This window comes from Dyella jiangningensis (genome assembly GCF_003264855.1).
Classification (GTDB): domain Bacteria; phylum Pseudomonadota; class Gammaproteobacteria; order Xanthomonadales; family Rhodanobacteraceae; genus Dyella; species Dyella jiangningensis_C.
The window spans coordinates 1,106,551-1,128,323 of record NZ_NFZS01000001.1; the positions used below are offsets into that span (position 1 = coordinate 1,106,551).

Genomic DNA, 21,773 nt, shown 5'->3' on the forward strand with positions numbered 1-21,773 from the left:
TTACCGTCAGGATCGGCAGGGCGGCGCCAAACTTTAGGGTAATTCCTTGGATCTGGCTCTCAGGGCAGGGCGAGCACTTCGCCCGGCGCGGTGACCATGGCATCGATCACCTTGCCCGAACTGCCGTTGCGCACCCGCAGGCGGGAGCCGCTGTCGCCGCTACCCAGCGCCACGCCGCTCGCCCGTACTTCGATGCCGTCCAGGCGCGACACCAGTTGCACCTGGTCGCCGGCCTTCACGGCGGTGCGTCCGCCCAGCGCCGCCGGGGTCAGCACGCTGCCGACGGCCATGGCGCGGGAAAGCGTACGGCCCTCCGCTTCGCCGAGGTCGCTGACATAGCCGTAGCCCAGGCGCGTGACGTCGCGTTCTTCGCTGCGCACATCATCGGGCCTGACGCCGTCGCCACGCTGAAGCGGGCGCGCGATCACCAGCACCTGGTGGAATACCTGCAATTGCACCGGCACGCGCAGGGTCCAGCCGTCGGCGACGGGGCAGCGCACCGTGACGTTCATGCGCGGCATCAGCCGCGTGCCCTCCTGCAGGCCCGCGCTCAGCGCGGTCGGACAGGGGGCGAGCTGCAACCGCGGATCGAGCGTGCCCGCCTGGGCCACCACGCGGGCGCCATGGGTGGCGTACTGGTCGCGCAGCCATTGCTCGGCGGTGGCGCGCGCCGCCTGCGCCGGCTCCGCGGCGAAGGCGGGCAGCGCGAACACGCACAGCAGCAGGGCGACCAGCGGGCGATGGGTCATAGGTCGGCCAGCAGCGCGTTGAGTTGGGTCAGCAGCGTTTCGCGCTCGCTCTCCAGCTGCGCGACGAGCTGGCTGGCCTGGTCGATATGGCCGTCGCACAGCAGGGTGGCGAAGGTGTTGCCGTGCTCGCGCAGGCGGTTGCCGGCGACGTTGAGTGCAGACGCGGCCGGATGCCCGTCGCGGCGCGACGTAAGGCGCTGCAGCGTGCGACTGAGCGGCTGCGTGTCGAACCAGCGGCGGTCGAGCGCGGCCGGTTCCTGCAGGGCGAGGTCCATCGCCTGGCGCAGGCTCTGCGCTGCTTCGCGCACGGTGAGGCTGAGGCTGGCCGGATCGTCGCCGCTTTCGCTTTCCAGCCAGTCGAGCGCAAGGCGATGCGCCAACAGCGCGCCACGGCTCAGCGCCTCGGCCTGGCGGCTGGCTTCGGCGGCGCGGCGATGCCACGCGCCGAGCGCGGCCTGCGCGGCGACCGCGCGGGCATGCTGGGCGTCCTGGTTCTTGTGCATGGTGGCGATGCGCTCGCCGACCTGGCGCAGGGCTTCGCCGCTGTCCTGCAGTGAACTCTCGGTCTGGCTGACGCCGGACTGCGCGCGCTCGAGGCGCTGCAGGCCCTGCTGCACGTCGCCGTCGAGCTGCAGCGAGAATTCGCCGATGGAGCCGGTGACCTGCTCGATCTCCGCGGTGGCCTGGCTGGTCTTCTCGGCGAGCTGCTTCACCTCGTCGGCAACCACGGCGAAGCCGCGGCCCGCCTCGCCGGCACGTGCGGCTTCGATCGCCGCATTGAGCGCGACCAGGTTGGTCTGGTGCGCGATCTCCTGCACAACGCCGGTGAGCTTGCGGATCTGGGCCACTTCCTCGGCCAGCTTGCTCTGATTGCGGCTCATGGCGGAGAGGGCTGTGCGCAGCAGGCGCAGCTGGCCATCGAGTTCGCTGACGCTGCGCTCGCTGGCCTGGCCGGTCTGTCGGGCGTAGTCGAGGCCAGTGCCGATCTGCTGCAGCGCCGTCGAGATTCCGGCGCTGCCGTCCGTCAATCGGCCGACGTCGTCGCGGCTGTCCTGCGCGGACTGGTGCATCGCCGCCTGCTCGCGGGACAGCTGCTGGGCAGAGCTGAGCACCAGCCCCTGCTGTTCGAGCGTCTGCAGGGCCACGGCCGCGGGCGGAGGCGTGGCGGAAACGGCTGCCAGCAACGGCGCCAGGGCCTGCGCAGCACGAGGATGGCGGGCAGACAATTGCGCCACCCGTGCCTGGTCGCCCGCTGCGGCGGCGCGTGCAAGCTCGGCGAGAGGCTGGCTCCAGATAAGACTCATGGGTGGATCGTTCCTTCCTATAAGGTTCGCCCCCGGCATCGGCGGGAAACGTCGGAACTTGAGAAGCAAGCGACGTGCCACCGCTTGCTGGCGACGCTCAAGCAGGTGCCTTGCGTGCCGATATGTCCGGTGTGATGCGGCATCCGGCCGCCTGGCGAGGAGTGCGCATGAGCGCATGGATGGACAAGGTGGAGCAGCAGACCCGGCTGGCGGGTCACAACCGCGTGGCCATGCTGCTGTTTCGCATGGGCGACGAGCAGCTCTACGGCATCAATGTCTTCAAGGTTCGCGAAGTGATGCGCCGCCCACCGATGGAGCGCATGCCCGGCGCCAACCCACTCATTGCCGGCAGCTGCGACTACCGCGGCATGACCATCCCCGTGATCGACCTGGCCGTGGCGCTGGGCTACGCCCCGCTGCGCGACGATCCGTCGGCGCACCTGATGGTGACGGAGTTCAGCCGGACGGTGCAGGGTTTCCTGGTGGCCGAACCCCAGCGTCTGGTGCAGTGCGACGGCGACAACCTCGAAGCACCGGCCCCTGCGCTGGGCTTCGGCACGCGCGTCAACGCGGTGACGCGCGTGGACGGCGCCCTGGTGGCGGTGGTCGATGTGGAGCAGGTACTGGCCAGCCTCAACGCGACGACCACCACGCTGTCCGAACCGATGCAACGCATCGCCCGCTTCCACGACCTGCAGCCGCGGCGCGTGATGGTGGTGGACGATTCGCTGGTCGCCCGCAACCAGCTGGTGGGGTTGTTCCGCCAGATGGATGTGGAGTGCGTTGTCGCGCAGGACGGCCGTGAGGCCTTGGAGCGTCTGAAGGAGCTGGCGCAGGCGCCTGAAGGCGAGGGCGTGACCCTGGTGGTGTCTGACATCGAGATGCCGCGCATCGACGGCTATGCACTCACGCGGGCCATCCGCGAGACGCCGGAGCTGCGGCCGCTGAAGGTGGTGCTGCACAGCTCGATCAGCGGCATCTTCAATGAGGCGATGGTGCGCGAGGTGAACGCGGACCGCTTCGTGGCGAAGTTCCAGCCGGATCTGCTGGCGCAGACGGTGCTGGAGTTGTTGCCGGAGAATTTTGAGAAGTTTTGAGGGGCTCGGGGTGAAATGTGGCATCAAGCGTGAGTGCGCCGTCTCTCTGTAGGAGCGCACCCTGTGCGCGACCGCGGACTGGCATGTTTGCCTCGGTCTGCGGTTGTCGAGATGAGGCACGCCGTCACGCTGCGGTCGCGCACTGGGTGCGCTCCTACAGAGGTAGGTGGTGTCTTCGCGAGCACCCGCCCCTCACCCCAACCCTCTCCTCGCTCCTCAAAGCCGCGGCCGTCCATGGCCGCTCTCCGCGTGCCCCGGAGGGGAGAGGGAGAAGGCGCGCGGCGCTCATGCATCCCTCACCTCCAACGAAGCTGCTTTAAGTCCTCTTGGCATCGGCGCGTTGCGGTGTAGCGGCCCCGTGTGAGGTAGTAACGAGCGTATCCCGCCTGGCCTCGGTCTTCCGACGCTTCTATCCCACGTACTGCTACGAGCCTTGGCTCTGAGGCCACTACTTTGGGTTACTTTTGACGCGAAGCTGATCCCGTGGGGCTTTGACTCCGGGCGTTCCGCCCTACGCCCTTCCTCGCTCCTCAAAGCCGGCGCCATCCATGGCGCCTCCCCGCGTGCGAGCCGGCTTCGCCGTTCGCACGCCAAGAGCGCGTGCGTGGGCCAGCAAAAGAAAAGTGACTCGAGCGTCCCACAGGGACTAGCTTCGCGTCGTCGGCGGACGATCGAAACGCCCGCGGCGTCCCTCAGGGACTAGCGTTGCGTCGTAAGCGGCAACCTCGCGGCTGCGGAGCTACCGAAGGAACAGCCGCCCACAAAGAGCGAGAACATGCAGGCCGGCGCGAAAGACTGTCGCGCACTGGGTGCGCTCCTACAGAGGAGGGAGGTCGAGGTCGGGAAATCGGGGCGACGGGAAGCCGTTGTCGACCGCGTCGGATTTCCGTCAGTCCGCTCTCGGGGCAACGACGAATTCCCCGCAAACCCAACAACGGCGCGGTCTCCCGCGCTACCCAAACCCGTGGCACGCAACTTGCTCAAACCTTCCCGCGGCCCCCGCCGCAGGAGTGAGCGATGAGTTCGAGCAACGACAACCTGTTCGGTTTGCACACGCAGGCGCTGGACCTCTGGCAGCGTCGCAGCGAAGTGCTGGCCAGTAATCTGGCGAATGCGGACACGCCCGGTTATCTCGCGCGCGACGTGAACTTCAAGCAGGCGCTGGCGAGTGCCAGTGGGCAGAGTGATGGGTTGGCGATGACCATCACGCAGCCGGGGCAGATCAACCCGCAGGCACAGGCGGCGACGCAGCTCGCTTATCGCGTGCCGACCCAGCCCACGATGGACGGCAACACCGTCGATGCGCAGACCGAACAGGCCAACTTCGCCGCCAATGGCGTGCATTACCAGGCCAGCCTCTGCTTCATCACCGCGCAGATCCACATGCTGCGCACCGCCATCACCGGAGGCCAGTGATGTCGATGTTCAAGATCTTCGATGTGGCAGGGTCCGGCATGGCGGCGCAGTCGCTGCGCCTCAACACCGTGGCCAGCAACCTCGCCAATGCCGACAGCGTGTCGGGTACGCCCGAAGGCGCGTATCGCGCGAAGGAGCCGTTGTTCTCCGCCGTGCAGCGTGCGCTGGGCGGCGCGAACAACGCCGAAGGCGATAGCAGCGTGGGCGTGCAGGTGAAGGGCGTCACCGAAAGCCAGGCCGACGTGCAGGCGCGTTACGAGCCCGGCAATCCGATGGCCGATGGCAACGGCTACGTCTACGGCAGCAACGTCAATCCCATCGACGAGCTGGTGAACATGATTTCCGCTTCGCGTTCGTACCAGAACAACGTCGAAGTGATGAATACCACCAAGCAGCTGATGCTCAAGACCCTCGACCTCGGCAAGTAAGCCGGGAGGAAAACACCGTGTCCACGATTCCAGGCAACAGCAGCACCAACAGTTCCACAACGAACACGTCCAACGTGAACTCGGCACTGTCCAAGACCATGACGCAGGCCGACTTCCTCAAGCTGATGACGGCCCAGCTGCAGGCGCAGGACCCGACCAATCCGGTCGACAACTCGCAGTTCGTTTCGCAGATGGCGCAGTTCAGCCAGCTGTCGACCACGCAGCAGCTCGATACGGATTTGCAGACCTTGAGCAGCAACATCAATTCGGCGTTGCAGACCTCGCAGGTGCTGAGTTCGTCCAACCTGGTGAACCGCCAGGTGATGGTGCCGTCCAGCACGATGAGCTTCGAAGGTTCGAGCATGAAGGGCGCGGTAAACGTCACCACCGCCAGCGACGTGACCGTGCAGGTGCTGGACGGCAACGGCAACGTGGTTCGCACCATGCCGCTGGGCGCGCAGAGCGCGGGTCTTTCGCAGTTCACCTGGGACGGCAAGGACGACAACGGCAACACCGTGGCCCAGGGCAGTTACACGCTCAAGGCCACCGCGGGCACGGCATCGCTCGATACCTATGTGGCCGGCACGGTCACCGGTGTCGGCTATGGCGGCAGCTCGCTGGGTACGTACCTGCAGGTAGCGGGCGTGGGCGGTGTGTCGCTCAGCCAGGTCGCACAGATTCTCTGACGCCTCGCGCGTCCACTCATCACGAGGAATAGAACATGGCACTGAACACGGCGCTCAGCGGCATCAACGCGGCACAGTCCGATCTCAACGTCATCGCGAACAACATCGCCAACGCGAACACCACGGGCTTCAAGGGCTCGCGCGCCGAATTCGCCGACATCTTCGCGGTGACCGGCTTGAACCTGAATTCCACGGCCACCGGCAGCGGCGTGCGCCTGCAGGAAGTGGCGCAGCAGTTCAGCCAGGGCGACATCGCCACCACCAATAACAGCCTGGATCTCGCCATCAGCGGCAACGGCTTCTTCGTGGTCAACAGCGGCAACGGCGCGACGTATACCCGCGCGGGCGATTTCCAGAAGAACCCGAACGGCTACATCACCACGCCGGACGGCTCGCACCTGCAGATGTATCCGCCCAATGGCGCCGGTGGCTTCGACACCAGCACGCTCACCGACTTCAACTGGGTGACGGCGCAGAGCAATGCCACGGCGACCTCGAAGATCACCATGACGTCGAACCTGCCGGCCAGCGCCACCGTGCCGACCAACGCCTTCAGCACGACCGATTCCACCAGCTACAACGCCGCCGCGCCGGTGACCGTGTACGACTCGCAGGGCGGTTCGCACCAGGCGACGATCTACTACGTGAAGACCGGCACCAACACCTGGGATGCCAACCTCTACGTGGATGGCCAGAGCGCCGGCACGCAACCGCTCACCTTCGACACCACCGGCAAGCTGGCCACGCCGACCAACGGCTCGCTGGCATTCAACACGGTGACGCTAGGCAACGGCGCCTCGCCGATGACCATGTCGCTCGACGTGACCAATACCACGCAGTACGGCACCGATTATTCGGCGGGCACCATCCAGCAGAACGGTTTCGAGGCGGGCACGCTGTCGAACATCGACATCGATTCCAAGGGCGTGATCACCGCCTATTACTCGAACAACCAGACCACGCAGATCGGCCAGGTGGCGATCGCCAACTTCGCCAACGTGCAGGGCCTGCGCCAGTTGGGCGACACCACCTGGGCGGCCAGCACCGATTCCGGCCCGGCCATCATGGGCACGGCGAGCGTGGGCCAGTTCGGCACCATCCAGTCGGGCGCGTTGGAAAGTTCCAACACGGCCGATACCACGGCGCAGCTGGTGAACATGATCCAGGCGCAGCGCGACTACCAGGCCAACGCGCAGGTGCTGTCCACCGACAACACGCTGGCATCGGCGCTGTTCAACGCCGTTTCCCGTTAATAGAACGACGCCATGGACCGTTCCGTCTACGTCTCGATGACCGGCGCCACGCAGATCATGCGTGCGCAGGAAGCGGTGAGCCACAACCTGGCCAACGCTTCCACGGTCGGCTTCAAGAGCGAGCTCACCGCCTTCCAGAGCGTGCCGGTGCTGGGCCAGGGTTCGCCTTCGCGCATCAATGCCGTGGCGCAGGGCGTGGGCCAGAGCTTCACGCAGGGCTCGCAGATCAACACCGGCCGTCCGCTCGATGTATCGGTGCACGGCGCGGGCTGGATCGCGGTGCAGGCGCCGGACGGTTCGGAAGCGTATACGCGTGCGGGCGACCTGCAGCTCACCGCCGACGGCGGGCTGGTCGATGCGCGCGGCAATCCGGTGATGGGCGGCTCCGGTCCCATCACCATTCCGCCGGCCGCGGAAGTGAGCATCGGCAGCGACGGCACGATTTCTTCGGTGCCCTTGGGGCAGGGTCCTAACTCGGTCACCACGCTCGATCGGATCAAGCTGGTGAATCCCGATGCGGCGCAGCTGGTGCAGGGCAGCGATGGCCTGATGCACGTGGCCGGTGGCGGTACGGCCGATGCGGACCCCACGGTGACGGTGGCCTCGGGCGTGCTCGAAGGCAGCAACGTCAATCCGTCCGCGGAGCTGGTGAAGATGATCGCGCTCTCGCGCCAGTACGACATGCAGGTGAAGTCCATCAAGGCCTCCGAGGACAACGCCGATTCCGCCAACAAGCTGCTGCAGGCCAGCTAAGTGGCGCTGACGAAACGACCCGCTGCCTCTACGGCTTTTGATCGTCATTCCGGCGCAGGCCGGAATCCAGTTGCCGACCTGCCAGGTTGTCGCAACGACGTCGATCAGCTCTTCGCAAAGGCCAGGCGGTGTCGCCACTGGATTCCGGCCTGCGCCGGAATGACGGCATTGAGAGTTTGCTGAGTTTTTTGCGGACCTGAGACCTTTTACGGAGTAGCCAATGTTCTCTTCTCTCTGGATTTCCAAGACCGGCCTCGATGCGCAGCAGACGCGCATGGACGTCATCTCCAACAACCTGGCCAACGCCAACACCACCGCGTTCAAGAGTTCGCGTGCGGCGTTCCAGGATTTGATGTACCAGAACAAGGGCCAGCCCGGTGGCCAGACCACCGAGCAGACGCTGTCGCCCTCGGGCCTGATGCTGGGCACCGGCGTGCGCGTGGTGGGCAATGAGAAGCTGTTTACCGAAGGCAACATCACGCAGACCGGCAACTCGATGGACGTGGCGATCCAGGGTCGCGGCTTCCTGCAGGTGAGCATGCCCGACGGCACCGTGGCCTATACGCGCGATGGTTCGCTGCACACCGACGCCAACGGCCAGCTCGTCACGTCGGACGGCTATCCGATCGAGCCGGCGATCACCGTGCCGCCGAACGTGCAATCGCTGACCATCGGCAGCGACGGCACCGTGTCGGCCACCACCACCGCATCTGCCACGCCGCAGACGCTGGGCACGCTGCAGCTCGCCGACTTCATCAACCCTGCCGGCCTGCAGCCGATGGGGCAGAACATGTATCTCGAAACCGCCTCGAGCGGCGCGCCCCAGACCGGGCAGCCCGCGCTCAACGGCATGGGTTCGCTGCTGCAGGGCTCGCTGGAGTCCTCCAACGTCAACGTGGTGGCCGAGATGGTCAACATGATCGAAACGCAGCGCACCTACGAAATGAATTCCAAGGCCATCAGCAGCGCCGACCAGATGCTGCAGGACCTGACCGACAAGATGTGAGCACCGCCATGTCCTTCCGTACCCTGTCCCGTCTTTCCACCGCACTGGCGTTCGCGCTTCTCGCGGGCTGCGCCATGCAGCCGCCGCGCGACGATCACCAGTGGGCGGCCACGATGCCTGCCGAGCAGACGGCGGCGCCGCCGACCGACGGCGCGATCTATCACGCCGAACAGGGCATGGAGCTGTTCAACGATGCGCGTGCGCATCGCGTGGGCGACATCCTCACCATCTCGCTGGTGGAGAGCACGCAGGCGTCGAAGAAGGCCAGCACCAGCACCAGCAAGAAGGACAACACCGACATCACCGCGCCGACCATCCTCGGCCATGCGCTGAAGGTGGGTGGCAAGGCGGCGGATATTTCCACCGCAGGCAACCGCAGCTTCGACGGCAGTGGCGACAGCAGCCAGAGCAACCAGCTCACCGGTTCGATCACGGTCACCGTGGCGCAGCGTCTTTCCAACGGCAATCTGCTGGTGCGCGGCGAGAAGATGCTCACCATCAACCAGGGCCAGGAGCTGATCCGCATCTCGGGCATCGTGCGTCCGCAGGACATCCTGCAGGACAACAGCGTGCCATCCACGCGCGTGGCGGACGCGCAGATCGCCTATACCGGCAAGGGTTCGCTGGCCGATGCGAATACGCAGGGCTGGCTGTCGCGCTTCTTCAATTCCAAGTGGATGCCCTACTGATGAACGGTCTGCGCTTCGATCGCTACACGCTGGCGCGCGCACGCCAACGCGCATGGTCGGTGCTGCGCGGCGTGGCCATCGTGCTGTGCGCCAGCTTCTCGGTGAACCAGCCGGTGCATGCCGACAAGATCCGCGATCTCGCGCAGGTCGGTGGCGTGCGTACCAACCAGCTGATCGGCTATGGCCTGGTCGTTGGCCTCGATGGCAGTGGCGACCAGACCACGCAGGCGCCGTTCACCACGCAGAGCCTGGAGAACATGCTGGTGCAGTTCGGCATCACGGTGCCGGCCAATGTGCGTCCGCAGCTGAAGAACGCGGCGGCGGTGACGATCACCGCGCAGCTGCCGCCGTTCGCCAAACCCGGCCAGACCATCGACGTCACCGTGGCTTCGATCGGCAACGCCAAGAGCATCCGCGGTGGCGAACTGCTGATGACGCCGCTGCGCGGCGCGGACGGCAACGTCTATGCGATGGCGCAGGGCAGCGTGGTGGTCGGCGGCATCAGCGCACAGGGCAAGAGTGGTTCCAGCGTGCAGGTGAACATTTCCGCCAGCGGTCGCGTGCCCAATGGCGCGACGGTGGAGCGCAGCGTCGCGTCGTCGTTCGCCAACAGCAATGGCGACTTGATGCTCAACCTCAACACGCCTGACTTCACCACGGCCACGCGGATCGCCGAAGCGGTGAACCGCACCTACGGTGCGGGCACGGCGAATGCTGTCGACGGTGGTTCGGTGGCCGTGCGCGGCCCGGCCGACCCGGCCCAGCGCGTGGCGTGGCTGGGAGCGATCCAGGCGCTGGATGTGAACCCGGGCGATGCACCGGCGCGCGTGGTGGTCAATTCACGCACCGGCACCGTGGTGATCGGTTCGGAAGTGCGCGTCACCCCGGCGGCCGTGGCGCACGGCGCGATCCAGGTAACCATCACCGAGCAGCCGAGCGTCAGCCAGCCCGAAGCCTTCAGCAAGGGGCAGACGGTGGTGGTGCCCAACAGCAGCGTGCAGGTGAGCGAGGACGGCGGCCACATGTTCAAGTTCGGCCCCGGCACCAACCTCGACACCATCGTGCGTGCGGTGAACCAGGTCGGTGCCTCGCCGAGCGATCTCATCTCCATCCTGCAGGCCTTGAAGCAGGCCGGTGCGCTCCATGCGGAGCTGGTGGTGATCTGACATGGCCATTTCGGGTGATGCCACCAAGAGCCTCAACACCTGGACGGATCTGTCCGGGTTCGGAGCGTTGCGCCAGACGGCGCAGTCGGACGCGAAGTCCGCCTTGCCGGCCGTCGCCAAGCAGTTCGAATCCATCTTCACCCAGATGATGCTCAAGTCGATGCGCGAGGCCAGTCCGGGCGATGGGCTGGGCGACAGCGAAGCGGGCAATGCCTGGCGCGACATGTTCGACCAGCAGCTGTCGGTGAACCTGTCGCAGGGCAATGGCCTGGGCATCGCGCAGATGTTGATGCGCCAGTTGGGCGGCGCTTCCTCATCCTCCTCTCCCTCCGGCGCGGCCGACGGCGCGAAGAGCGACGACTGGCAGCAGCGCCTGAGCTCCGTCGCCAATGCCGCCAAGTCCGTCGGCGCCGAAGTGGTGAAATGGCTGCCGCAGGATGCCCAGGAATTCGTGAAGGAACTGGCGCCCTACGCCCAGAAGGCCGCGGAGAAACTCGGCGTGTCGGTGCGCGCCGTGCTGGCCCAGGCCGCGCTGGAAACGCAGTGGGGCAAGCACATGCCGTCCCATTCCAACGGCGACACCAGCAACAACCTGTTCGGCATGAAGGCCGGCAGCAGCTGGGATGGCCAGAAAGTGAGCGTGCCTACGCTGGAATTCGAGGATGGCGTGGCGGTGCACCGTCGGGCGCAGTTCCGCTCGTACAACAACCCGGGCGAATCGTTCAACGACTACGCCCAGCTCATTTCAGACAACCCGCGCTACGCCAAGGCGCTGAACCATGGCGAAGACGTGGTGGGTTTCGCGCGCGGCCTGGTGAGCGGCGGCTATGCCACCGACCCCTCCTATGCGCAAAAAATCGTGGCCATCGCCAACAGTCCCGCCATGAAAGAAGCGCTGGCCGCGCTCAAGAATGTCGCCGACCAGCCGAACTCCTCCGAATAAGCCGTCAGGGAAAGATCCATGTCCAACCTTCTCAGCATCGGTGCCTCGGGGCTGAACGCCGCCCAGGTGGCGCTGACCACGGTCGGCAACAACATCAGCAACGTCAACACGCCCGGCTACAGCCGGCAGAGCGTGGTGCAGAATGAGAGCATCTCGCCCAACGGCGGGCGCTACACCATCGGCAGCGGTGTGGACGTGGATTCGATACAGCGCGCCTACAGCGACTTCCTCACCAGTGCGGTGTGGAGCAGCAATTCCAGCCTGCAGCGCGCGACCACGTACAACAACCTCACCACCACGCTCAACAGCATGCTGAGCGCGAGCGGCAACCTGCAGAGTTCGCTGGACAGCTTCTACGGCGCCTTCGACACCGTGGCCAACACGCCGGGCGTCGCCTCCAGCCGCCAGTCGCTGCTGGGTAGCGCCGGTTCCATGGTCACCACATTCAACACGCTGGCGCAGCAGTTCACCGCGCAGCAGGGCCAGGTGAACAGCCAGATCAGCACCACGGTCGACGGCATCAACAGCGTGTCCAAGAGCATCGCGGATCTCAACGCGAAGATCCGCCAGGCCGGCAACAACGTGCCGAACGATTTGCTGGACCAGCGCGACACCATGATCCAGACGCTGTCGGGCTACGTGGGTGTATCCACCTACCAGCAGACCGACGGCACCATCAGCGTGTATGCCTCCAGCGGGCAGGCGCTGGTGAGCGGCGACAAATCCTTCGCGCTGTCGACCGGCAAGGATGCGTACGATGCGTCGCGCACGTCGGTGCTCGACACCACCGGCACCGACATCACCACCAAGATCAGCGGCGGCACGCTGGGCGCCTTGCTCGACTATCGCAGCAACGTGCTGGACAGCGTGCAGAACCAGCTCGGCCAGGCGGCCGTGGCCCTGGCCACCAGCGTCAACACGCAGCAGTCCAAGGGCCTGGACCTCAACGGCAACCAGGGCGGGCCGATGTTCAGCGTGCCCGCCCCGGCCGTGATGGGCAATACCAACAACAAGGGCACGGCGAGCGTCTCGGCGAGCATCACCGATGTCTCCCAGCTCACCACCTCCGACTACGTGCTCAGCTACGACGGCAGCAACTGGAACCTGGCCACGACCAGCGGCCAGAGCGTGCCGATGACCACCAATCCGGACGGTTCGTATTCGGCCAATGGCTTGACCTTCAACCTGTCCGGCACGGCGCAGAAGGGCGACAGCTTCCAGATCCAGCCGACGCGCGCGGCAGCCAGTGGACTCACGCTGACGATGACCGATCCGAACGGCATCGCCGCGGCCGCGGCGCTCACGTCGAAGGCGGCCACGGCCAACACCGGCACCGGCAGCATCGGTGCGGTGACGGTGGACGATCCGACCAATGCGGCGCTGCTCAGCAACGCCACGCTGAGCTTCCCCACGGCCGGCACCTACCAGGTGACCGACAGCAGCGGCAACGTGCTCGGCAGCGGCAGCTACGCGCCAGGGCAGACCATCAGCGCGAACGGCTGGAGCGTGACGCCTTCCGGCACGCCGGCGGCGAACGACAGCTTCACCATCGGCATCAACTCGAATGGCCTCAACGACACCAGCAATGCGCTGGCGCTGGCGTCGCTCGCCGACAAGGGCGTGCTCAATGGCGGCAAGCAGTCGGTGATCGACAGCTACGGCACGCTCACCACCAACATCGGCACCGTGGGCAGCCAGGCACAGACCAACCTCACCACGCAGACCAGCCTGCACAACCAGGCGATGTCGGCGCAGCAGAGCGTGTCAGGCGTGAACCTCGACGAGGAGGCCGCGAGCCTCGTGCGATTCCAGCAGGCCTATCAGGCCTCGGCGCAGGTGATCTCCACCTCGCAGACCATCTTCAGCAGCCTGATCAGCGCCATCAACGGATAAAGGGATAAACCGCCATGCGTCTTTCGACCAGCTGGATGTACCAGCAGTCGCTCACCACGATGCTCAACCAGCAGAGTGCGCTGGCGGCCACGCAGAACCAGGTCACCACCGGCGTGCGCATCAACGTGGCGTCCGACGATCCGGCCGGTGCGGGGCAGGTGGTGAGCCTCAGCCACGTCATCGCGGCGAATACGCAGTATTCGAACAACATCGACAGCGCGAACACGCGCCTCAACACCGAAGCGAGCACGCTCACGTCGGTGAACAGCGTGCTGGACAGCGCGCGCACGCTGGCCTTGCAGGCCATCAACGGCACGTTGAGCGACAGCGATCGCAAGAGCATCGCCAGCCAGCTCGGCCAGATCCGCGACCAGCTCGTGCAGCTGGCCAATACCACCGACAGCAACGGCAATGCGCTGTTCGCCGGTACCAGCACCACGCGCGCACCGTTCCAGGTCGGTACCAATGGCGTGGTGAGCTATGTGGGCAACGACGATTCGCAGCACGCATCGGTGGGTTCCGGCCTGCAGGTGGTGACGGGCGATGCGGGCTCCGGCCTCTTCATGAACGTTCCCGCGGGCAACGGCTCCTTCGCGACCGGTGTTGGCAGTGCCAACACGGGCACGCTGGTGGTGGGCGCCAACAGCGTCACCGATCTTGCCGCATGGAACAGCACCAAGGCCGCGAGCGGCGGCGGCTACACCATCACCTTCGGTACCGGCGGCAGCTGGACGGCAGCCGACGCCAACGGCAACCCGGTGCTCGACAGCAGCGGCAATCCGGTGGGTGGCACCTATCAGGATGGTGGCTCGATCAGCTTCAACGGCATGAGCATCGCCATGAGCGGCACGCCCGCAGCCGGCGATACCGTGTCGGTGACGAACGGCGGCCAGCAGGACATCTTCACCACGCTGAGCAACATGATCTCCTCGCTGCAGAGCGGCACCACCGATACGCAGCTGGCGAACCAGATGAGCCGTCAGATCGAATCGATCGACCAGACGCAGTCCACGATCAGCGCGACCCAGGTCGCCATCGGCGGGCGCCTGAATACGCTCACGCAGCAGCAGGGTGCATACCAGGATCTCAACGTCACCTATCAATCGGCGCTCACCGACGTGGCGGGTGCCGATCCGTATACGGCGATCAGCAACCTGTCGTTGCAGTCGGCGGCATTGCAGGCATCGCAGCAGGTATTTGCGCAGGTGAAGCAGATGAGCCTGTTCAACTATCTCAAGTAAGCACCATGCGGATGATGGCCCGGATGCGGCCATCGCTAGCCAGAACGGGCAACGGAGGCGAAGCGTAGCGGTACGACACGGTTTGAACGGCATGACAAAGTGAGCCCCGTCACGAAATCGGGGAATCGGCTCAAGTAATCGAGGCAGGCGCCGAAAAACTCACTGAGGCGGATGGCACACCACATGACGGGCCGTTGCCGCCGGCAGGAACAAAGCCAATCAAACCGGCCACCGGTTTACGCAGGAGAAATCCATGTCTCTCGTTATCAACACCAACGTCTCGTCGCTGAACGCGCAGAACAACCTGACCAAGTCGAAGAACGCCCTGTCGCAGGCGACGGCGCGTCTTTCCTCGGGTCTGAAGATCAACAGCGCCGCCGACAACGCCGCCGGCTTCGCGATCTCGCAGCGCTACACCACGCAGATCGGTGGCCTCAGCCAGGCCAGCTCGAACGCTTCGGACGCCATCAACCTGGCGCAGACCGCCGGCTCCGCGCTGGACCAGGTGACCTCCAACCTGCAGGCCATCCGTGACCTGGCCGTGCAGTCCGCCAACGGCACCTACACCGACGCCGACCGTTCCTCGATCGACCAGGAAGTGCAGCAGCGCCTGGCGGAAATCACCCGTATCGCCAACCAGACTACCTTCAACGGTTCGAAGGTGCTCGACGGTTCGATGCAGACCAAGAGCTTCCAGATCGGCGCCGACGTCGGCCAGACCATCAGCGTGAGCCTGGGCACCAGCGTGAAGTCGAGCGCGATGGGCCAGGTGGCTGAAGTGTCCACCGGCGACATCAGCAGCGCGTTCGCCACCGGCGCTTCGGTGACCGGTGCGGCTGCGAAGTTCACGTCTGACTTCAGCACCACCAATGGCAAGTTCGACGTCGACGGCAAGACCGTCACGCTGAGCAAGGACTACAGCACCGACCAGAGCACCCTCGCTTCCGACGTGCAGACCCAGCTGGGTTCGGGCTACGCCGTGAGCTGGGACGCCACCAACGGCCTGACCATTGCCGAAACGGCGCAGACGGGCGCCAGCGTGCCGGCTTCGGCCGCGCCGGCGATCACCAACGACGCAGGTGCGCTGTTCGGCGCCACGCCGACCCCGGCGGCTGGTACCAACGGCACGATCGCGACCGAAGGCCTGTCGATCAACGGCACCGCCATCGACACCAGCGGCGTGAAGTCCCTGCAGGATCTGTCGGACGCCATCAACGCCGCTGGCGTTTCGGGCGTCAGCGCGGCGGTCAGCGGTGACGGCAAGGGCATCAACTTCTACTCCAGCGCTGGCCTGAAGATCGCGGACACCAAGGGTGGCGTGATCGGCACCAACGCCAAGGACGTGAACGCTGGCGCGACCTACACCGCTGGCACCGATGCCTCGGTCGGCGGCTCGCTGTCGACGGGTAGCGTGTCCACGGTGGACAAGGCCAATGACCTGATCTCCCGCGTCGACGTGGCGCTGAAGACGGTCAGCGACTTCGCTGCCCAGCTGGGTGCGGTGCAGAACCGCTTCCAGTCCACCATCTCCACGGTGGCGGCGCAGACGACCAACCTGCAGGCCTCGCAGTCGACCATCCAGGACGCGGACTTCGCGGCCGAGACGGCCAACCTGAGCAAGGCCCAGGTGCTGCAGCAGGCCGGTATCTCGGTGCTGGCCCAGGCCAACTCGAACCCGCAGCAGGTGCTGAAGCTGTTGCAGTAACGGACTTGAGGCCAGGTCGCGACTCTCCCGGGTCGTGACCACCTCGGCCGGAAACACCATCGGGCGGATCGGTACCGATCCGCCCGATGTCACGGGAGCCGCCGGCAAAGCCCTTGCGTGCGAGGGTTTTGCCGGGGGCTCGAAAACGCCGCCGCGAGGCGGATTCATTCGGGAACCAACAAGGTAGTGCGATGACCACGACCAGTGCCACCAGCAGCAACAGTCTGAGCTCCCTGCTCAATACGCTCACCGCGAACAGCACCGGCAGCTCGTCGACGAGCGGCTCGTCCAGCACGGGTTCGTCGACCGGCAGCACCGGTTCGAGCAGTTCGGGCGGTTCGTCCAGCAGCGGCTCCGCCGGCAGCGGCATCCTCAGCGCCAGCGGCATCGGTTCGGGCCTGGACGTGAGCTCGATCGTCACGGCGCTGGTCAATGCGCGCAAGGCGGCGTCGCAGAACCAGATCGACACGCGCACCACGCAGACCAACAACCTGCTCACCGGCCTGTCGTCGCTGAACTCCGCGCTGGGCGGCATCCAGACCGCACTGGCGACGCTGAACTCGGTCAACACGTTCAACAGCTACAACGCCACGCTGACGACCAGCGGCGGCAGCTCCAGCATCGGCACGGCGACCACGCTGTCCAGCGCGCATCCGGGCACCTACACCATCGCCGTGAGCCAGCTCGCCACGGCGCAGAAGCGCACCAGCGACCCCGTCGCCACCGGCACGGCCGTGGGGCAGGGCACGCTGAGCATCACGATCGGCAGCAACACGATGAACGTGGCGGTGTCCGCCACCAACACGCTGGCCGACATCGCCACGTCGATCAACAGCTCCTCGTCCAACCCGGGCGTGACCGCCACCATCGTCAATGGCGTCAACGGCCAGCAGCTGGTGCTCAGCTCCAGCAAGACCGGCGTGGCCAACGGCTTCAGCGTGAGCGCCAACGCGACGAGCAGCAGCGGCCTGCAGGCGCTGGCCACCAAGCTGGATACGGCCGGCAGCAACGAGGCACAGGACGCCAAGCTCACCATCGACGGCATCGACGTCACCAGCGCATCGAACGCGGTGTCGGGCAAGATGGACGGCGTCACCCTCAACCTGACTGGTACCGGCACCAACACGCTGACCGTCGCGCAGGACAACACGACGGCGACCAACGCGATCCAGGGCCTGGTCGATGCGTACAACAGTTACGTGACCACGGTGTCCTCGCTGTCGAGCTACGACAAGAGCACTGGCGCTGCCGGCGTGCTGCTGGGCGACTCGACGCTGACCTCGGTGCAGCGCGGCATCGCCTCCGTGCTCAGCGGTGCCGTGAAGGGCAACAGCATCGGTACGCTGGCCAACCTCGGCATTACCCGCAATGCGGACGGCACGCTGGCCCTCGATACGACCAAGCTCGCGTCCGCTTTCCAGTCGAATGCCGCGGCGGTGAAGGATCTCTTCACCGGCACCAACGGCTACGGCACCAAGCTCAACAGCACCATCGGCGCCTACACGGCAACGGGCGGCATCATTCCGTCCCGGATGGACAGCCTCAACAACACGCTGACCCAGCTGAGCCAGCAGCAGACGGCGCTGAACGCCCGCATGGCGACGTACCAGAAGCAGCTGCAGAGCCAGTACACCGCGCTGGACACCCTGATGTCCTCGCTCAACAACACCAGCAGTTACCTGACCACGGCACTCGAGCAGCTCAACAACTCCAACAGCTCGAAGAACTGAACGGGAAAGTGACCATGACTTACGGCTACGCGCGCAACGCCAGCGCGATCTACCAGGACAACAGCGCACGCGGCAGCGTCGAGGGCGCCGATCGCCACCAGCTGACCAGCATGCTGTTCGACGGCGCGATCGATCGCATCAACCAGGCGCGCGGCGCCATGCGCCGCGGCGACGTGCCGGCCAAGGGCCTGTACTTCGGGAAGGCGCTGGCGATCATCAACGAACTGCGCGGCAGCCTCGACCACAAGGGCGGTGCCGAACTGGCCGGCCGGCTGGATGCGCTGTACGACTACGTGACCCGCCGACTGCTGCACGCACAGCTCAACGACGACGAGCGCGCCATCGACGAAGCGATCGACCTGCTGACGCCGGTGCGCGATGCCTGGCGCCAGATTCGTGACACCTTCCTGGCTTCGCAGGGCGGCGCCTCGACCGCGGCGGCGTGAGAACCCCATGATGATCGACGAGCTCCTCGGTATCAGTGCGCGCATGGTCGATGCGGCGCGCGGCGGCGACTGGGATGCCGTCGTCCGGTTGGAGGGGGAGCGCAGTCCGCTGATCGCCGCGCTGTCGTTGAGCGACCCGGCGGCGCTGGCGACGTTCAAGGCCCTGCTGGTCCACACGGAAGAAGTGCGGGCCCTGGCGAAGCAACAGCGCGAGCGCCTCGGTGATGCCCTCGGCGAGCACCAGCAGCGACATCGCGCGCTGAACGCCTATCTGCAGACGGCTACGGACTGACGCTTTCGCCAGCTGACACCGAGAGCACTGAGCGCATAATCCCTACGCAATCCGGTGGCCGAAACGCGCCCCGTCCTGACATACCGGGGGACCCATGCAAGACCCATCCTGGCTCGCCTTTTCCGAACGCGTCACCTACGAGGACGGCCTGCACGCGAGCTGCACGGCACTGCCGCAGCCACTGGGCGATCTCCAGCTGGCGGCCATGCGCGAACGCAACCTCAGCGTGTTGAACACGCTCGCCGTTTTCACCGAGCGACGGGTCGATGCGCTGGATGAAGAAGGTCCGGTATCGCAGGACCTGCTGCGGCTGGACAGCAAGCTCAACGTGCTGATGGCCATGCTGGACCAGCTGTTGCGCAAGGAAACCGAGCTGCCGCCGCGGCAGTCGGTGTCGTTCAACGCCATGGGGGCGTTGCTGCCGCGTTCGCTTTGGCCGGCGGGGCAGCGTGATGGCCTGCTTCGGCTGCACTTCGACGGCTGCCTCGCGCTGCCGCTCGAGCTGCCGGCCCGCTTCGTGCAAGAGCGTGATATGGATCACGTTTTTGTTGCGTTTGAATCGATCGATGAAGCGACATGTGACGCACTTGAGCGTCTCGTGTTCCGACATCACCGACGTAAAGTGGCAGGTCGTCGCCTGACAACTTCTTAGGACTGTGCCGACACCGAGATTCGCTATGTGATGGACATCACGTTACGAAAAGTCGACACGAAAATTCTTTGACGCCGATCTCAGTCGACTGCCGTACAAGGTCACTTTCCTCCGCCCCGGTTTTGCACGATTTAATCCAAAGGATTCAGCCACATGGCGCGCACAGCTAAGCCATGCGTAAGCGCATGTCCGCGGAGGTGACGCAGGTCGGCAGACGTGCCTGACAGCCAGTGTCGAAAATTTGTTACGCACTGGCCTTCTTCTTGCTCCCTCCCGTTCAACAGTCGGCGACGGACCGTCGACACATGAGCAGCGCAGTCCGGGTCAGGGGTCCACGATGAAGCAGCACGCACGAGAGTCGGTCTTGGGGAAATTCGACGTACTGGTGATCGAGTCCGATCACCGCAGGGCGGAGTCAGTCATATCGGCACTGGAGTTTCTCGGTTATCGGCCGCAACGCGGCGACGAGTGCGCCACGGTGGACGAGTCGACGCATGCGTGGCGCGCTGTGTATGTAGGCACGGTGCGTGACGATGCCGAAGCGGAACAGCAGTTCGCCCAGCTCGGTGGCGCCGCCGCCCATGCGATGGTGCTGCTGGCCACCGACTCGGAATGGATCGCCCGCCTGGGCACCGATGCCTCGCCCTTCAGTGCGCGCATCGGCATGGTGGAATTCCCCCTGCGCTACGAACAGCTGTCCGAAGTGCTGCGTGGCCAGGCACCCGCACCGAGCCGTCGTCCGGAGCTTCGCCTGGTCGGCAGCTCGGCTCCGATGAGCCGGGTCAACGCGCTGGTGCGCCAGGTGGCGCCGTTCGATTCCAGCGTGCTGGTGCTGGGCGAATCCGGCACCGGCAAGGAAATGGTGGCGCGCGCCATCCATGACTGCTCCTCGCGTCGCGACAAGCCGTTCGTGGCGATCAACTGCGGCGCCATTCCGGCGGAACTGCTGGAGAGCGAGCTCTTCGGCCACGAGAAGGGCGCCTTTACCGGCGCCATCGCCACCCGCAAGGGCCGTTTCGAGCTGGCCGAGGGCGGCACGCTGTTTCTCGACGAGATCGGCGACATGCCGCTGCCGATGCAGGTGAAGCTGCTGCGCGTGCTGCAGGAACGCGTGTTCGAGCGCGTGGGCAGCAACCGCACGCAGCGCTGCGACGTGCGCATCATCGCCGCCACGCACCGCAACCTCGAAGCCGCCATCGCCAACGGCCACTTCCGCGAAGATCTCTATTACCGCCTCAGCGTGTTCCCGCTGGAGATGCCCGCGCTGCGCGAGCACCTGGAAGACCTGCCGGAGCTGGTCGCCGAATTCAACCAGCGCCTGTCGCGCCGCGGCCTGGCCAACGTGCGCTTCAGCGCCGGCGCCATGCACGCGCTGCACGGCTACGGCTGGCCCGGCAACGTGCGCGAGCTGTGCAACCTGGTGGAGCGCCTGTCCATTCTCTACCCGCACGCCGAAGTGCGCGTGAGCGACCTGCCGGAAAAATATCGCGGCCAGCAGGTGATCGAGGAAGTGCGTGGCACCGCGCTGCTGTCGCTGATGACCGGCCAGTCCAGCGTGATGCCCGAGCCGATGGCCGTGGTACCGACCGATTCGCTGGTGATGCTGCCCGAAGGCGGCCTGGATCTTAAGGACCACCTGGCCGACATCGAGGTGGGTCTCATCCGTCAAGCGCTTGACGTTACCGGCGGCGTGGTGGCGCACGCGGCGAAACTGCTGCGCATGCAGCGCACCACCCTGGTGGAGAAGCTGCGCAAGTACGGATTGCAGCCGAGCTTGCAGGCCTGAGATTTCCCCTGATTTACAGCGTTTTTGTAGGAGCGCACCCAGTGCGCGAAAAGCCGACGAAGCGGTGACGCCGTAAGTCCGCGGTCGCGCACTGGGTGCGCTCCTACAGGGGATTTCGCAGGAAAAATGGCGTGGCACGCATCGTGCTTCTACACACCAGAACATCGTCACGCGTTGGAATTCCGACATGAGCCAGATCGACGTCAACAACCTGTTGTCGCAAATGCGCCAGATGTCTTCGCAGGTGAAACCCGCCGAACAGGCGTTCACCGCGGCGAAGCCCGGGCAGGCGGATTTCTCCAGCCTGCTCAAGCAGTCCATCGCTTCGGTGGCCGATGCGCAGACCAACGCGGGTCAACTCGCGCTTGGCTTCGAGCGCGGCGATGCCGGCGCCGACCTCGGTCGCACGATGGTGGCCGTCCAGAAGGCCGATCTCTCGTTGAACACGCTCACGCAGGTGCGCAACAAGCTGGTCGATGCCTACAACAACATCATGAACATGCCGGTCTGACCGGCTCTTGACGCGCACGAGCCCCTT

At 65.6% G+C, this 21,773-nt stretch carries 21 protein-coding genes; 19 read left to right on the forward strand and 2 right to left on the reverse strand.

Annotated elements, in window-relative coordinates; genetic code table 11:
* Positions 1 to 59: 59 nt before the first annotated feature.
* Both flgA and CA260_RS04815 read right to left on the reverse strand, forming a co-directional pair.
* Positions 60 to 749: a flagellar basal body P-ring formation chaperone FlgA gene (gene flgA, locus CA260_RS04810; protein WP_111981266.1), complete on the reverse strand. Its 690-nt coding sequence runs from the start codon at positions 747 to 749 to the stop codon at positions 60 to 62.
* A complete protein-coding gene (locus CA260_RS04815; RefSeq protein WP_111981267.1) occupies positions 746 to 2,053 on the reverse strand; it encodes a methyl-accepting chemotaxis protein in 1,308 nt (435 codons plus the stop codon). Before CA260_RS04815 ends, flgA begins: the two co-directional genes overlap by 4 nt.
* Before the next feature lie 167 nt (positions 2,054 to 2,220).
* On the opposite strand from CA260_RS04815, the gene CA260_RS04820 reads away from it, so the two are divergent.
* The 19 genes from CA260_RS04820 (at position 2,221) to fliE (ending at position 21,746) form a co-directional block, all read left to right on the forward strand.
* Complete coding sequence (locus CA260_RS04820; protein WP_111981268.1) at positions 2,221 to 3,150, forward strand: chemotaxis protein; 930 nt, start codon at positions 2,221 to 2,223, stop codon at positions 3,148 to 3,150.
* Positions 3,151 to 4,167: 1,017 nt separating this feature from the next.
* Positions 4,168 to 4,566 carry a flagellar basal body rod protein FlgB gene (gene flgB, locus CA260_RS04825; RefSeq protein WP_111981269.1) on the forward strand — a complete coding sequence of 133 codons (399 nt, stop codon included), beginning with the start codon at positions 4,168 to 4,170 and terminating at the stop codon, positions 4,564 to 4,566.
* Positions 4,566 to 4,994 carry a flagellar basal body rod protein FlgC gene (gene flgC / locus CA260_RS04830; RefSeq protein ID WP_111981270.1) on the forward strand — a complete coding sequence of 143 codons (429 nt, stop codon included), beginning with the start codon at positions 4,566 to 4,568 and terminating at the stop codon, positions 4,992 to 4,994. The genes flgB and flgC overlap by 1 nt, the downstream gene beginning before the upstream one ends.
* A gap of 17 nt (positions 4,995 to 5,011) precedes the next feature.
* On the forward strand, positions 5,012 to 5,680 hold the full coding sequence (locus CA260_RS04835; RefSeq protein WP_111981271.1) for a flagellar hook assembly protein FlgD: 669 nt from the start codon (positions 5,012 to 5,014) through the stop codon (positions 5,678 to 5,680).
* A 35-nt stretch (positions 5,681 to 5,715) separates the two neighbouring features.
* Positions 5,716 to 6,933, forward strand: coding sequence for a flagellar hook protein FlgE (gene flgE, locus CA260_RS04840; RefSeq protein ID WP_111981272.1), 1,218 nt, complete (start codon positions 5,716 to 5,718; stop codon positions 6,931 to 6,933).
* Positions 6,934 to 6,945: 12 nt separating this feature from the next.
* Positions 6,946 to 7,686 (forward strand): flagellar basal-body rod protein FlgF, encoded by a 741-nt coding sequence (flgF, locus tag CA260_RS04845; RefSeq protein ID WP_111981273.1) that lies wholly within the window; start codon positions 6,946 to 6,948, stop codon positions 7,684 to 7,686.
* Between the two features lie 220 nt (positions 7,687 to 7,906).
* Positions 7,907 to 8,692, forward strand: coding sequence for a flagellar basal-body rod protein FlgG (gene flgG, locus CA260_RS04850; RefSeq protein WP_111981274.1), 786 nt, complete (start codon positions 7,907 to 7,909; stop codon positions 8,690 to 8,692).
* Between the two features lie 8 nt (positions 8,693 to 8,700).
* Positions 8,701 to 9,381, forward strand: coding sequence for a flagellar basal body L-ring protein FlgH (flgH, locus tag CA260_RS04855; RefSeq protein WP_111983009.1), 681 nt, complete (start codon positions 8,701 to 8,703; stop codon positions 9,379 to 9,381).
* Positions 9,381 to 10,547 (forward strand): flagellar basal body P-ring protein FlgI, encoded by a 1,167-nt coding sequence (locus tag CA260_RS04860; protein WP_111981275.1) that lies wholly within the window; start codon positions 9,381 to 9,383, stop codon positions 10,545 to 10,547. The genes flgH and CA260_RS04860 overlap by 1 nt, the downstream gene beginning before the upstream one ends.
* A 1-nt stretch (position 10,548) precedes the next feature.
* Positions 10,549 to 11,490, forward strand: a complete 942-nt coding sequence (flgJ, locus tag CA260_RS04865; protein ID WP_111981276.1) for a flagellar assembly peptidoglycan hydrolase FlgJ — start codon at positions 10,549 to 10,551, stop codon at positions 11,488 to 11,490.
* 18 nt (positions 11,491 to 11,508) lie between these two features.
* Complete coding sequence (flgK, locus tag CA260_RS04870) at positions 11,509 to 13,383, forward strand: flagellar hook-associated protein FlgK (RefSeq protein ID WP_111981277.1); 1,875 nt, start codon at positions 11,509 to 11,511, stop codon at positions 13,381 to 13,383.
* 14 nt (positions 13,384 to 13,397) lie between these two features.
* Complete coding sequence (gene flgL, locus CA260_RS04875) at positions 13,398 to 14,624, forward strand: flagellar hook-associated protein FlgL (protein ID WP_111981278.1); 1,227 nt, start codon at positions 13,398 to 13,400, stop codon at positions 14,622 to 14,624.
* 253 nt (positions 14,625 to 14,877) lie between these two features.
* The gene (locus tag CA260_RS04880) at positions 14,878 to 16,329 is read left to right on the forward strand and encodes a flagellin (protein ID WP_111981279.1); all 1,452 of its coding nucleotides are present in this window, start codon (positions 14,878 to 14,880) and stop codon (positions 16,327 to 16,329) included.
* A 191-nt stretch (positions 16,330 to 16,520) separates the two neighbouring features.
* Positions 16,521 to 18,059, forward strand: coding sequence for a flagellar filament capping protein FliD (gene fliD, locus CA260_RS04885; protein WP_111981280.1), 1,539 nt, complete (start codon positions 16,521 to 16,523; stop codon positions 18,057 to 18,059).
* Between the two features lie 14 nt (positions 18,060 to 18,073).
* Positions 18,074 to 18,505: a flagellar export chaperone FliS gene (gene fliS, locus CA260_RS04890; protein WP_111981281.1), complete on the forward strand. Its 432-nt coding sequence runs from the start codon at positions 18,074 to 18,076 to the stop codon at positions 18,503 to 18,505.
* A 7-nt stretch (positions 18,506 to 18,512) separates the two neighbouring features.
* Complete coding sequence (locus CA260_RS04895) at positions 18,513 to 18,797, forward strand: flagellar protein FliT (RefSeq protein WP_172461716.1); 285 nt, start codon at positions 18,513 to 18,515, stop codon at positions 18,795 to 18,797.
* A gap of 205 nt (positions 18,798 to 19,002) precedes the next feature.
* Positions 19,003 to 19,449 (forward strand): PilZ domain-containing protein, encoded by a 447-nt coding sequence (locus tag CA260_RS04900; RefSeq protein WP_172461717.1) that lies wholly within the window; start codon positions 19,003 to 19,005, stop codon positions 19,447 to 19,449.
* A 364-nt stretch (positions 19,450 to 19,813) separates the two neighbouring features.
* Positions 19,814 to 21,235 carry a sigma-54 dependent transcriptional regulator gene (locus tag CA260_RS04905; protein WP_111983010.1) on the forward strand — a complete coding sequence of 474 codons (1,422 nt, stop codon included), beginning with the start codon at positions 19,814 to 19,816 and terminating at the stop codon, positions 21,233 to 21,235.
* Positions 21,236 to 21,422: 187 nt separating this feature from the next.
* Entirely contained in the window at positions 21,423 to 21,746 is a 324-nt protein-coding gene (fliE, locus tag CA260_RS04910; RefSeq protein WP_038620707.1) for a flagellar hook-basal body complex protein FliE, read from the forward strand.
* The last annotated feature ends 27 nt before the right edge of the window (positions 21,747 to 21,773 follow it).

Bases quoted from the DNA above. Each gene is read 5' to 3' on its own strand.
- flgA (WP_111981266.1), bottom strand. From the start codon at position 749: ATGACCCATCGCCCGCTGGTCGCCCTGCTGCTGTGCGTGTTCGCGCTG.
- CA260_RS04815 (WP_111981267.1), bottom strand. From the start codon at position 2,053: ATGAGTCTTATCTGGAGCCAGCCTCTCGCCGAGCTTGCACGCGCCGCC.
- CA260_RS04820 (WP_111981268.1), top strand. From the start codon at position 2,221: ATGAGCGCATGGATGGACAAGGTGGAGCAGCAGACCCGGCTGGCGGGT.
- flgB (WP_111981269.1), top strand. From the start codon at position 4,168: ATGAGTTCGAGCAACGACAACCTGTTCGGTTTGCACACGCAGGCGCTG.
- flgC (WP_111981270.1), top strand. From the start codon at position 4,566: ATGTCGATGTTCAAGATCTTCGATGTGGCAGGGTCCGGCATGGCGGCG.
- flgE (WP_111981272.1), top strand. From the start codon at position 5,716: ATGGCACTGAACACGGCGCTCAGCGGCATCAACGCGGCACAGTCCGAT.
- flgF (WP_111981273.1), top strand. From the start codon at position 6,946: ATGGACCGTTCCGTCTACGTCTCGATGACCGGCGCCACGCAGATCATG.
- flgG (WP_111981274.1), top strand. From the start codon at position 7,907: ATGTTCTCTTCTCTCTGGATTTCCAAGACCGGCCTCGATGCGCAGCAG.
- flgH (WP_111983009.1), top strand. From the start codon at position 8,701: ATGTCCTTCCGTACCCTGTCCCGTCTTTCCACCGCACTGGCGTTCGCG.
- CA260_RS04860 (WP_111981275.1), top strand. From the start codon at position 9,381: ATGAACGGTCTGCGCTTCGATCGCTACACGCTGGCGCGCGCACGCCAA.
- flgJ (WP_111981276.1), top strand. From the start codon at position 10,549: ATGGCCATTTCGGGTGATGCCACCAAGAGCCTCAACACCTGGACGGAT.
- flgK (WP_111981277.1), top strand. From the start codon at position 11,509: ATGTCCAACCTTCTCAGCATCGGTGCCTCGGGGCTGAACGCCGCCCAG.
- flgL (WP_111981278.1), top strand. From the start codon at position 13,398: ATGCGTCTTTCGACCAGCTGGATGTACCAGCAGTCGCTCACCACGATG.
- CA260_RS04880 (WP_111981279.1), top strand. From the start codon at position 14,878: ATGTCTCTCGTTATCAACACCAACGTCTCGTCGCTGAACGCGCAGAAC.
- fliD (WP_111981280.1), top strand. From the start codon at position 16,521: ATGACCACGACCAGTGCCACCAGCAGCAACAGTCTGAGCTCCCTGCTC.
- fliS (WP_111981281.1), top strand. From the start codon at position 18,074: ATGACTTACGGCTACGCGCGCAACGCCAGCGCGATCTACCAGGACAAC.
- CA260_RS04895 (WP_172461716.1), top strand. From the start codon at position 18,513: ATGATGATCGACGAGCTCCTCGGTATCAGTGCGCGCATGGTCGATGCG.
- CA260_RS04900 (WP_172461717.1), top strand. From the start codon at position 19,003: ATGCGCGAACGCAACCTCAGCGTGTTGAACACGCTCGCCGTTTTCACC.
- fliE (WP_038620707.1), top strand. From the start codon at position 21,423: ATGAGCCAGATCGACGTCAACAACCTGTTGTCGCAAATGCGCCAGATG.